The organism is Psychrobacter alimentarius (genome assembly GCF_001606025.1).
In the GTDB taxonomy this organism is placed as follows: domain Bacteria; phylum Pseudomonadota; class Gammaproteobacteria; order Pseudomonadales; family Moraxellaceae; genus Psychrobacter; species Psychrobacter alimentarius.
The window spans coordinates 1471096-1483053 of sequence record NZ_CP014945.1 but is presented as its reverse complement, the minus strand read 5'-3'; the positions used below and the strand labels follow the sequence as shown (position 1 = coordinate 1483053).

Sequence of the window (11958 nt, the reverse complement as noted above, 5' to 3'; positions counted from 1 at the left end):
TGAAGCGGACTCAGATATTACGCGACGGCAACAGGATGTCCTGTGATAGGGTGGCTCAGCAGTTGCATGTCCACATTGAAGATACTGCGCAGTATGTCCGGCTGCATGGTGCTTTTGATAGTGCCATTGTGACAAATACGACCATTTTTTAGGGCAATAACACGATCAGCATATTGCGCTGCCAAATTGATGTCATGCACGATAATAATCACACTCAAGCCTTGCTCATCGACCAAGCGACGAATGAGCTGAATCACTTCGAGCTGATAATGCATATCAAGCGCCGCTAATGGCTCATCGAGCAACAGATATCGCGTGTCTTGTGCCAAACACATCGCAAGCCAAACTCGCGCGCGCTCGCCACCTGACAGTGTGGTCGTCGTACGCTCAGCAAACGCCTCTACCTGAGTGGTACGCATCGCTTGTTCGACCTTGTCTTTATCAATCTGACTGGGTTTTTGCAACCATTTTTGATGCGGATAGCGTCCGAGCATGACCAGCTCACGTACTGTAAATCCAGCTGCATCTGGCAATTGCTGAGGCAGATAAGCCATTTGCTGAGCGAGCTCCTTATTACTGTAATCAGCGATATGGCGCTCGTCTAGGCTAATACTGCCTCCATTGACCCTCATCTCGCCTGCCAACGCTTTAATCAATGTGGATTTGCCTGAACCATTGTGTCCAACTAAGGCAATCAATTCATTGCTACTTAATTCACAACTTATGTTGTCTAGCAAAGTATTGCCTTGTCGGCTGATGGTTAGTTGGTTTACACGTAGCATATAGATACTCATTATCGATTAAAGTCGTTATGGTCATATTGGAAAGTCAATAAAAAGTGATTTTACTCGTAAATGATAATAAAAACAATTATCATTAACCAATATACTTTCTTTTTTCATTTACTATTGTTCGTGAGTATCCCTATGACCCATTCCTTATCTTCTCTTAATCATGCTGGCTACGACCAAACAAACCTATATACACCCTTGAAATTTCCTGAGATTGCTAGTGCCATCACTCATATCAATGAGGAACATTATGATGAGTTAATTGGATTTTTGACGGCTTTTACTACTTTGTCTTCAGAAGATATAGGCGAGTCAACTGTACAACTGGTTGATATCTATGCCGAGGTCATCGTTTTACAAATACAACCGACAGACGCAAAAAAAACGTCCACTCAGAGCTCTGACCAGACGTTTTTTATTCCCTTTACAGCACCCATCACTCAGTTCAGCGACTTAAATACGCAATATATTTTGCTCAAACAAAAAGCGGATAAAAAGCTTGGCAAAAAAACCATCAAGCTGACCACTCAGACTTTTGTCGTACAAGACAGCTATAAGGTCAGTCAAAACATGCTTCGCCTTGAGTTAATAGGGCCTACTATAGATACTTCTTCCAACAATGCTATTCCCGTTGATGAAGCAGGCTATGCTTATTTGTTTGATTTGGCTCATAACTTCACCAGCGCAAAAAGCGATAACACCACTCTGACACGCGCTCATTGCTATTACACTTTGCGAAAAGCGTGGCAAGCTTCGGATGGCGTACGCGCATGGGTCGATGTATTTTTGCATGGTAATACGCCAGGCGGTGACTGGGCACGCTCGTTACAAGCGGGCGATACGGTCTTGAGTAAGCGCGAGTTTCCTGAAAAAACGGCTCACTTACAAGACGGTCAGGCCTTGCTGATCGCTGATGAAACCTCAATGCCTACCGTTGCCCGATTGTTAGAGCTTTGGGAAAACCCCATACCGCCTTTGGTTATTTGTGTCACTCAAGATGCCGCTGATCAAGCGTACTTTGATGAGATAAAAATGATGACGAGCCAGACAGACATCCAATTTACGCTGATGCCTGTCATAACAGGGAAAGTTAATTCAGGTAAAACGTTGGCTATTTTGATTGACGATATACTGGGCAAATATTTGACCACGCATCCATTGCAGATTGAAAAGGTTTGGGGGGCAATGGAGGCTGGCACAGCCAAAGCACTTCGAGGACTTATCCAGCAAAGGTTAGGGTTAGAGCGCACCGATTCAGTCATTAAGGTCTATTGGCGTCATGATTGATGACTGATTATCAAAGTCTGGTGGTATAAACATGCGTGTGAAAATATCTTGCCACCTTCTTATACACAGCTGACCTCCAAAGTTTGATTAAGTGCGGCAAGGTTATATTGGGCAAACTCTTGATGCAAATTGACCACCTCGCCCATGATCAGCAATGCTGGTGTGGGCAGATTGGCAGATGCTTGCTGCTCAGCAATATCCTCTAATGTGCCAATGAGCACTTGCTGCGTGGGTAGGCTTGCGTGACTGATGATGGCAAATGGGGTCTCCCTGTCTCGACCTGCCGCCATTAGTCCTCTGGTCATCTCAGCCAAACGATGCAGCCCCATATAAAACACCACCGTCTGAGTGCTATCGAGTAATTCACTATAGTCGTCGTTGGGTGCGCCCAGTTTTTTGCAGGCCGTGACAAACTGCACCAATTGAGCATGATCGCGATGGGTCAGCGGAATACCCGCGCGATTGGCTGCCGCACTGGCAGCCGTGATACCCGGAATGGATTCAAAGCAGATACCATGACGCACCACCTCTTGAATCTCTTCACCGCCCCGCCCAAAAATAAAAGGATCACCGCCTTTTAATCTGACCACGGTTTTATTGGCAAGCGCATGTTTGACCAAAAGCTCGTTGATACCCTCTTGTGGTAGCGCATGATTGGCACGGCGCTTACCGACGAATATTTTTTCGGCTGTCACCGCACACATATCCAAAATATCTTCAGAGACCAGACTGTCATAAAGCACCACATCGGCACGCTGCATCACTCTCAACGCTTTGAGGGTCAATAACTCAGGATCGCCAGATCCTGCACCCACCAGATACACCACACCCTTGTCATGAGTCAAGTGAGTATTTTCTAATCTGTTCTCTACATTATTTTGACCAGTCGAGTCATAAGCTGCACTGATGTGAGTAAAGTCAGGTAAATGGGTCATGATGGTCGCTCCTGAGGACAGTATGGATACGCTAAAACAAAGTGATAAAGATCATGTGATAAAAGTAGCTTGATTCAGATAACGTGATAACAATAAAGTAGCTCGGTAAACAGCGATTTCCACTCAGTCAGTTTGAATCGCATAAGTTTGAATCGCATAAGTTTGAATCGCATAAGTTTGAATCGCATAAGTTTGAATCGCATATAAGACACTGCAAGCGACATGCCATCTGCTTTATTAAGCCTGTGCCAATTGCGCATACTCTGCAATCAACTCATTAATCTGACCCACACAAGAGCCACAATTGGTACCTGCTCGGCACTGCTTCCCAACAGCGGCCGCACTGATACAGCCTTGCTGCGTAATCGTTTCAATAATGGTATTTTTGCCAACTGACATGCACGAACAAACCAGCGTTCCAGGATCGACATAGCCACTGGCAGGACGTCCAGCCAATAGCCATTTATAACGTTGATTGACAGGGATTTGGCTGGCATCGGCAAAGCATCTGTCAAGCCAATGTATGCTGGGTAAGTATTTGAGCATTGGTGCAAGATAAACCGCCATGATGAGCAGCTCATGAGATTTCTGATGGCTTGTCTCAATCTGGTCTACCGCTGTCAGATCATGAAGCGATTGGGTCATGATTAGGCGCAATTGATCTTGCTTTTTATTGATGATATGCGCTGTATTGATGGTATGCGGCTGTGATAGCAATGGTTTGGAAGACTGTAATGATTCTGCCATTTGCTGCCAAAAGTTAGGGGCACTCAGTATCTGACTCACATCAATGCTTGGGCAAGCAAAATTGATCAATACGCTGTTTGCTTGACGACTGAGATTCCAAGTAATCACGGTACAGCGGCTTTCTGAATCAGACTTATTTACTATGTCTTGGTTTTTTTTAAGCCCTGTCTTTTGCAGCGTTTTTGCCTCAAAATCATCCAAAATCTTACGCAATTGCCCTATAACAGCGTCTTGCCAATCCGGATGCACCAAAATCTTGCCAAATATGTGCATTGGCACTGCGCTGATACTAATTGCGGAGTTTTTAAGCTCAGGCTGTCCTGAGTGTGGATCGACAATCGTTGGAATAAGTGAGCCCACACGAGCAAAGGTAGCAAACGCGTTGCTCCAATGCATGGGCATAAAGGCATCACCCACTCGCATCGCATCGCTGATCGCCACTTGTACCAGCACAGGACTGGCCCCTTCATCAGCTGACATGCCTGCTTCATCTTGACGCTGGAGTTGTACAAAATCATCGCTCATCAAACCAAGTTGGCTGGCATCATCAGGGTGTATGGTCAACATGGGCACCGATTGATGCTGATTCAGCTGCGATGCTAGCCCCGTACGAGTCATCGTGTGCCATTGATCGCGCAACCTACCAGTAATGAGACGCAAATCAAGGCTTGGCGCACTCTGCCTGAACGATGTATCTCTATCTTGACGTTTGTTCCTTTGCTTTTGTCGGTGCCGATTGGGCACACTGGCATCAGCAGCAGGCACAATGGCGATGAGCTGTGCCTTCGTACAAGACATAGTGGCGCTAGCAGCATCATTTGCTGGCTTAGCTGACCATGCACGCTTGGTATCAATCATGGGTATACGCGTGCCGCCCCACTGAAATGGGGGCATTGCGTCATAATCTTCATTGCTAAGTGCAGCTGGCATGTGCCTACAGTGAGTCGCCTGCCCGCCATTCTCAACCTCTGCCATAAAAACAGACAAGTCTTTAGCGAGATTGAGATAACGAGGCTGGTTTTTGGTGGATAGGGTTTGATTCTTATCATTACCATAGGCCGTCAAAGCCACATGCTCATTGAATATCTCGCTAGGATGCCGATAATCAAACCCTGAAAATCCCATACGTTTGGCGACCTGCGACAATATCCACCAATCAGGCTTTGCCACTCCGGTTGCAGGCACCAAAGCGCGCTGGCGCGAGATACGTCGCTCAGAATTGGTCACTGTTCCTGATTTTTCGCCCCAACCTTGTGCAGGGAGCACCATATCAGCACATTTTACCGTGTCACTGTCCACAGAGCAGTCAGACACAATCACTAAATCGCATTTTGCCAGTGCTTGGCGAAACCTATTTGCTTCTGGCAAGCTCACGACAGGATTGGTGGCCATAATCCAAATGGCTTTAATGCGTCCATCCAATATTGCGTCTGCAGCCTCGCAAGCCTTGATGCCGACATTTGCGGCAATCGACTGCGGTGATGCCCAAAAATCCACCACCAGCTGACGATGATCGATGTTGTCTAAGTCCAAGTGCGCTGCCAACAAATTGGCCAGCGCACCCACTTCTCGCCCGCCCATCGCATTGGGCTGACCGGTCAATGAAAATGGACTTGCCCCTATTTTACCCACACGACCTGTCAATAAGTGGGTATTGATAATGGCATTGACCTTGTCCGTACCACTTTTGGATTGATTCACCCCCATGCTAAACGCTGTCACTGTTTTGTCATTGGCAGCGACCAACTCATAAAACTGACGAATGCGAGCGCTTGATACTTGGCAAGCACTTGCCACCTTGTCGATTGTCCACTCTCTGGCCGCAGTCAAAGCCTCCTCAGCGCCCGTGCTTTGACTGGTATATGTCTTATCTTGGCAGCCTTGTTGTTCTAGGTAATGCAACAAGCCATTATATAAATGCGTATCAGTGCCAGCCGCAATGGGCAAATGCAAATCGGCAAACTCACAAGAGTCGGTACGGCGCGGGTCAATCACCACCAGTTTTTTGTTTGGATTCAATTTTTTGGCAGCCAAAAAACGCCCAAATAGAATGGGATGACACCATGCCATGTTTGAGCCAACCAATACCAATAGCTCACAGGCTTCCAAATCCTCGTAATTACCCGGTACCAGATCGGCACCAAACGCACGCTTATGCCCTGCTACCGCTGATGACATACATAGCCGAGAATTGGAATCAATATTATTATTACCAATAAAACCTTTGATAAATTTATTGGCAACGTAATAATCCTCCGTCAATAGCTGGCCTGAGACATAAAACATAATACTGTCTCGCCCGTATTTTGCGATGGTGTCACTCAAACGCTCAGCAATATCACCCAATATCGTGTTCCAATCGGTATGCTCAATCAGCGGCTGCGTATCAGGCAATTTTATCGCAGTAGCGTCTGCGGATATCTCTGGCGGCATCCTATGATGCTGCCACATGGATGCTGACTTGTTTTGATAATAAGGCTGCGTCAATCGGCGCTCAGTGCCTAGCGTTTGCGCAAGGGCGCTACCTTTTGAGCACAATTTGCCGAAGTTGGCAGGATGCTTAGGATCTCCTTTGACGCTGATTGCGCCTACCTCATCAATCTGAGCAAGCACGCCGCAGCCGACTCCGCAATAAGGGCAAGTGGTGCGAATGGTTTTGGTTGCGCCATTCGCCGTGTCTAGTAATGGTAATTGGTTCACATCTTTGTCAGCGCTTATGGTATGAGTGGCAATCGTTTGAGTCATGACGCCTCCTCCATTAATTCAGTCACCTCTACCTCATCGCTTAAGCGATCAGTGGTGGTATCACTCATGGCCTGTGCGTCTAAATCACAATAAGCACTGCCAAATATTAAGTCGTCTTTGATAAGCGATATATCGACACTGTCAGTGATGAGTTGGCTATAAAAGCTGCCATCATGGACATCACCATAGAGTACGGCGCCGATGACTTTATTGTCCTTTAAATAAAGGCAGTGATAATGGTTTAAGGTAGGCTGATGATACACGAGCATTTCAATGCTCTCAGCCTCCGTGTCGCTAAAGGCGATTTGACCGGCCGAAAATACTGCCACGCCAGATATTTTTAATTTTAATGATAAGGGTTTGCTGATAAAAGGTTGCCAGTGCGCTTGTAAGAATTTGGTATCGCCTGCTGTAGTAGCACTTGATATCACCGCTTCTTTTAATACCGTAACGAGCGTATCGACTTGCTGATTGACAGGCGCAACCATCCCAAACAACTCCCCATCCAGCTCGACACATTCGCCAATCGCATACACATGAGGACAGCTAGTGTGCATACAATCGTCCACCACAATACCGTGACCCACATTCAGTCCGCTGGCTTTAGCTAAAGACGTATTGGGCATGACACCGACTGCCATAACGATAAAATCCGCTGGCAAGGTACGGCCATCCTTTAAAACCAAACCGCACACCTCATCCTTATCATTGATGGCAATGGCTTCTGTATGGGTAGACAGCTCTAGGCTCACACCGCGACGACCCAGCTCGTCTTGTAAAAGCTGAGCAGCAGGCAAGTCCAGCTGTCGATTGAGCACATAATCACCTGTATGCACGACGGTCATGCTCGCACCTTGCACAGCCATTGCACAAGCAGCTTCCAAGCCTAGTACGCCACCCCCGATCACCAGCCCTGTTTTGTTTTGATGCGCATAGTTGGTCAATGCGGTGACGTCGGCCACATCTCGAAACACATGGACGCCTTTTGCCGTATGATTGGGAAATGGGAGGATTCTGGCAGTGGATCCAGTCGCAATGACCAATTTGGCATAATGGCGGACTTGCCCATCATCGAGCTTAATATACTGCTGCTCTGTGTTGATGGTATCCACGCTCAAACCAGCCAGTACCGTAATGCCGAGTGCCTCATAATCCGCTTTGTCATACAAATAAGTGTCCTCAAATGCCGTCTCTCCTGACAAGACAGGCGACAACATGATTCGGTTGTAACCCACCTGCGGCTCTTTGCTAATCAGCGTAATGGGCAATGGCACATCAGCGTCTGTCACCTGCATGCCGCTTAAGTGAGTATTTTTTTGTTGTATGCTGTGCTGCTGCGCTCTCGCAAGCTCAATGGCAAATCGACTGCCTGCCATGCCCGCACCAATGATGATGACACCTGCTCTGTTATTTTTATCATGACCCTGTTTGTTTTTATAACCTTGCGTACTATTGGCGCTATCCGTATCAATCTTATGCGTACTGGGTTTATAAGCGCTGGATTGATGAGTATCCGATTGACTCATACCACGTGTATCAGCAACAAGATTGGCGGCAGTTTTTGATGTATGGAGCAACATAAAGCGAAGTTCCTTAGCAGCATAACGCAGCAGTAAACGGGGGGTGGTATGTCATTGAAAATAGGCACGCTACGACAAATACGCCCACAACAATAAAACGATGATGACAGTCTGTACGAAGCAAATGCCATGCCATACCAACAAAGGATTGCTTTTGATGAGCGGCTCAGAATCACGGCTGCGCGTGCTATTGTCTGGATTGAAGTCTTGTAGAAACTCACCAATCGCTTGATAACGCACCTTAGTATTGGGATGCAGCGCTCGTATCAGCGCTTGTTGGCTCGTGGCTGGGACATTGTGTTGTCGAAGCGGCTTTGTTGGCATGACCAAAGCTTGCTGCGGGTTCATTAATTCTTGTGAACCAAATGGCAGCTGCCCTGTCAATAGCTCATAACCTATCACCGCGATTGAGAATAAATCAGAATGAACCCCTTTTGGTGCATTGGTGTAATACTCTGGTGCAGCATAGTGCAGATCGCCATTGGGTGGTCGCGTACTGTCTTTTAAGATTGACGAGCTTGCAGAACCAAAGTCGATCAATTTTATGGCACCTGATTTGGTCAGCAGAACATTTTCAGGCTTGATGTCTTGATGCAACAGATAGTTGCGGTGCATCACTCGGGCAGCCATGCCGATTTTGGTAAGTAAGTCATAGGTCTGCCAGACATCGCATGGCGCATGACTATTGATAAAATCTCGTAAACTCTCACCTTCTATATACTCAGTTAAGTGATACAAATAGGTGGTACTGGCAGGCACGGGATAATAACGCAGCAGCCCTGATACATTTAGCCCAGATCCGATTACGTGAGCGTTGGCCTTGTTTGACTCCGTTATTGGCAAGTGATTTGGATCGGATTGATTGTAAGCAGACTCGCCAGCTCGGCGGTGTTTTGACAGACTCAGACCAATTTTGCGCTCTTGTAAAAAATCACGTAAATAATGCCCGTCTTCGATCGTGTCGAGACTAGGCGACTTTAGTACAAAGTCATGATCACTCTCATCTTTTACCCAATAGACCTGACTGCGAGCCGTACGTGCAATGATACTCATGACGGTAAAACCATCAATGCTGTCTCCTATATCTAACACTGGCGGCAGCTGATAGTGATGACTGTCATGAATCACGGCATCAGGATTTATAGGTGTATCCAATTTTTCTATATGGTTATCTATGTCAGCACGGTTTTTTATGCATTTAGACAAGGTCGGCATCGCGTTCATACTCAGCATAATCATACTCAAATTATCATGACTGCCCTCTGCAAAAGCCTGCTCGCAAACCGTCTGACTGACACAAAAATCCGCTGGTGAACTAGATGTCTTAGATAACGTCTGACCCATCTGTGTCGCCGCTGTACACAGCTCAAACGCCAACTCGACCTCGTCGATATGCTCATAAACACCATCAGTCATGATGGCCAAGCACTCGTTTTGATGCAGTGTAAATACCGATTGTTGCAAGTCCAGCTGTCCATCTGCGCCAATAGCAGCCGACAGCGCGCCTTTGTCTTGACCACGATGAATCCGGTGGTCGTCACTCAAAACCGTCAGACTGTCTGGTCCAATTCGATAAATACGTGAGTCGCCTGTATGGAACAAATGAATACGATCGCCAATACACAACAATCCTGATAACGTCGATAATAACGGCGGTACTCGCTGGTAGGTTTGCGGAAAATACAGCATATCATTGGCTTTGTTCACCGCCATTTTGATGATGCCAGCCAATTGATCATCATCAAAATCTACTGACATCGTTTGCGCTGAGTGCTGTCTCTCAGGCGATACAGACGCCAGCTTTGATAACGCTAATGTGATTTTTTCTGCCACCGTATTGACGACCAGCTGGCTTGCCTGCTTTGGAAACTGGCAAGCACTGACCCCATCTGCCATGATTACCAAGAGTGGCGCTTTCGACAATGAAGATGGCAACATCGTCGGTTGCGTGGATAGACTTTGCTCACTCAATGCCAGCGGCGACAAACGAGGCAACAGACAAGTGGTGATCAGCAAACTGTCTTGGTTTTCGGCTTTACGACCTTTTGTGGTAAAAAAATCCAGCCACCACAAGGCCATATCTTCTCTAGGATGACTGAGCTCACCACCCGTACTCATAGCAGCACTTGCCTCCGTAGTTGCCTGCTTCGCGCTTATGTGAGCACGGTGTTGATGACTTTTTTGATTGGCGTTTCGCTTGGCTTTTAGCATCGTATTCAATGTCATTCCTATTTATTTTTCTTGTCTTAGCTATAACTGACTTAGCTGTGACTGACTTAGCTGTGACTGACTTGGATCTCGGCAAACGTCCCATCGGGCATCTCTTCAATGATGACCCCTTCCGGTTCTTTGAGTAAAAATAGCGCAAAAAACCCAACCACAGCCGTTGCAGCAATCACAAAGAAAAACACCTGATAAGACACCAAACTGAGAATCGTGAGATACACTACAGAGCCTACGTTGCCGTACGCGCCCGTCATGCCAGCGAACTGCCCTGTCATACTACGCTTAATCAATGGAATCACCGCAAACACAGCGCCTTCGCCTGCCTGCACAAAAAACGAGCAAAACATGGTAATTAATAGTGCAAGCGCCAGTGGCCACGTTGAGTCCAAAATGCCCATCAACAGATACCCAACCGCCAACCCTGCGGTCAAAATCAACAAGGTAATCTTGCGACCGAATTTATCACTGAGCCAACCACCACCTGGGCGCGACATCAGGTTCATAAAGGCATAACTTGATGCCAGCACACCTGCCATCACAACCGATAGATTGAAGGTTTCTTGATAAAATAAAGGCAACATGGAGACAACCGCCAGCTCTGAGCCAAAAGTCGCAAAGTACAAGATATTGAGAATACCAACTTGCTTAAAATCATAACGATGCACCTCTGGTACCGGCGTGGTAAAAACCTCTTTATTAAAGCGGTAACTGCTGATGAACTCATAGACATACAGTACCGCAAGGCCAATATAAATGAGTGTAACGCTAGACTGGCTAAGCAAACTGACACCAGCAGGCGATAGCTTCCACGCCAATAGTGCCAAGGCCAAATACATCGGCAACTTAAAAGCCATCATCAGCCAAAAATCACCAGCGGAAGTCACCATCATCGCACCTGATTTTTTGGGCTTAAAGTAGGTCGCGCCTTTAGGGGTGTTGCGTGCCATTTTATAAAAAACCACACTATAAAGCGCCATCACCACACCTGACATGGCCGTGGCATAACGCCAGCCTTCATCGCCGCCCACAATCGCAGCTGCCACGATTGCCACCGTTGGTAATAGTAGCGCCGCTGCGGCTGAGCCAAAGTTGCCCCAACCGCCATAAATTCCTTCAGCCGTGCCAAGCTCATTGGGCGGGAACCAGTCACTCATCAAACGAATACCCACCACAAAACCTGCACCAACAAAGCCCAATAAGAAACGAGACAGTGCCAAGGTGTTGTAATCTTGCGCGAACGCAAAGGTAAAACAGGGTATGGCACCGATAGCCAAAATCGCTGTATAGACAACACGCGGACCAAAACGATCTGTCAACATGCCAATAATGACACGGGCTGGAATCGTCAATGCCACGTTTAGTATCAGTAGTGTTTTGACTTGGTCGGTTGTGAGATTTAACGTCTCACCAATCGCGGACAAAAATGGTGCATGGTTAAACCATACAAAAAAAGTCAGAAAAAACGCCATCCAACCTAAGTGAAGGATTTTGTTTTTACCTGAGAAAGACAACACGTTCAGCTTATCTTTAGTAGTAGCAACAGAGTTCGATGATGGCGATGACATAGGCGGCAGCTTCCTTAAATGGTGAAGTTCTCGGTTATTACAAAGCGTCAATTGCTCATAAAATACTTTATGAGACATTTGA

The 11958-nt window shown here is 46.8% G+C and carries 7 protein-coding genes; 1 reads left to right on the top strand and 6 read right to left on the bottom strand.

Annotation, left to right across the window (positions count from 1 at the left end; all coding sequences use genetic code 11):
- Positions 1 to 17: 17 nt before the first annotated feature.
- Entirely contained in the window at positions 18 to 782 is a 765-nt protein-coding gene (locus tag A3K91_RS06125) for an ABC transporter ATP-binding protein (RefSeq protein ID WP_084387385.1), read from the bottom strand.
- A 144-nt stretch (positions 783 to 926) separates the two neighbouring features.
- Between A3K91_RS06125 and A3K91_RS06120 the strand changes: the two genes are divergently transcribed.
- A complete protein-coding gene (locus A3K91_RS06120; protein WP_062844467.1) occupies positions 927 to 2078 on the top strand; it encodes a siderophore-interacting protein in 1152 nt (383 codons plus the stop codon).
- 59 nt (positions 2079 to 2137) lie between these two features.
- Here A3K91_RS06120 and cobA read toward each other — a convergent pair whose 3' ends face one another.
- The 5 genes from cobA to A3K91_RS06095 form a co-directional block, all read right to left on the bottom strand.
- Complete coding sequence (gene cobA / locus A3K91_RS06115; protein ID WP_084387277.1) at positions 2138 to 3013, bottom strand: uroporphyrinogen-III C-methyltransferase; 876 nt, start codon at positions 3011 to 3013, stop codon at positions 2138 to 2140.
- Between the two features lie 237 nt (positions 3014 to 3250).
- Positions 3251 to 6505, bottom strand: a complete 3255-nt coding sequence (locus tag A3K91_RS06110) for a molybdopterin-dependent oxidoreductase (RefSeq protein WP_062844466.1) — start codon at positions 6503 to 6505, stop codon at positions 3251 to 3253.
- Positions 6502 to 8085, bottom strand: coding sequence for an NAD(P)/FAD-dependent oxidoreductase (locus A3K91_RS06105; RefSeq protein WP_228139925.1), 1584 nt, complete (start codon positions 8083 to 8085; stop codon positions 6502 to 6504). Before A3K91_RS06105 ends, A3K91_RS06110 begins: the two co-directional genes overlap by 4 nt.
- A 69-nt stretch (positions 8086 to 8154) precedes the next feature.
- Complete coding sequence (locus A3K91_RS06100) at positions 8155 to 10203, bottom strand: bifunctional protein-serine/threonine kinase/phosphatase (RefSeq protein ID WP_062845893.1); 2049 nt, start codon at positions 10201 to 10203, stop codon at positions 8155 to 8157.
- Between the two features lie 158 nt (positions 10204 to 10361).
- The gene (locus tag A3K91_RS06095; RefSeq protein ID WP_062844465.1) at positions 10362 to 11876 is read right to left on the bottom strand and encodes a NarK family nitrate/nitrite MFS transporter; all 1515 of its coding nucleotides are present in this window, start codon (positions 11874 to 11876) and stop codon (positions 10362 to 10364) included.
- Positions 11877 to 11958 lie beyond the last annotated feature (82 nt).

Excerpts from the sequence above, each read along its gene's own strand:
- A3K91_RS06125 (WP_084387385.1), bottom strand. The coding sequence starts at position 782 with ATGCTACGTGTAAACCAACTAACCATCAGCCGACAAGGCAATACTTTG.
- A3K91_RS06120 (WP_062844467.1), top strand. The coding sequence starts at position 927 with ATGACCCATTCCTTATCTTCTCTTAATCATGCTGGCTACGACCAAACA.
- cobA (WP_084387277.1), bottom strand. The coding sequence starts at position 3,013 with ATGACCCATTTACCTGACTTTACTCACATCAGTGCAGCTTATGACTCG.
- A3K91_RS06110 (WP_062844466.1), bottom strand. The coding sequence starts at position 6,505 with ATGACTCAAACGATTGCCACTCATACCATAAGCGCTGACAAAGATGTG.
- A3K91_RS06105 (WP_228139925.1), bottom strand. The coding sequence starts at position 8,085 with ATGTTGCTCCATACATCAAAAACTGCCGCCAATCTTGTTGCTGATACA.
- A3K91_RS06100 (WP_062845893.1), bottom strand. The coding sequence starts at position 10,203 with ATGAGTACGGGTGGTGAGCTCAGTCATCCTAGAGAAGATATGGCCTTG.
- A3K91_RS06095 (WP_062844465.1), bottom strand. The coding sequence starts at position 11,876 with ATGTCATCGCCATCATCGAACTCTGTTGCTACTACTAAAGATAAGCTG.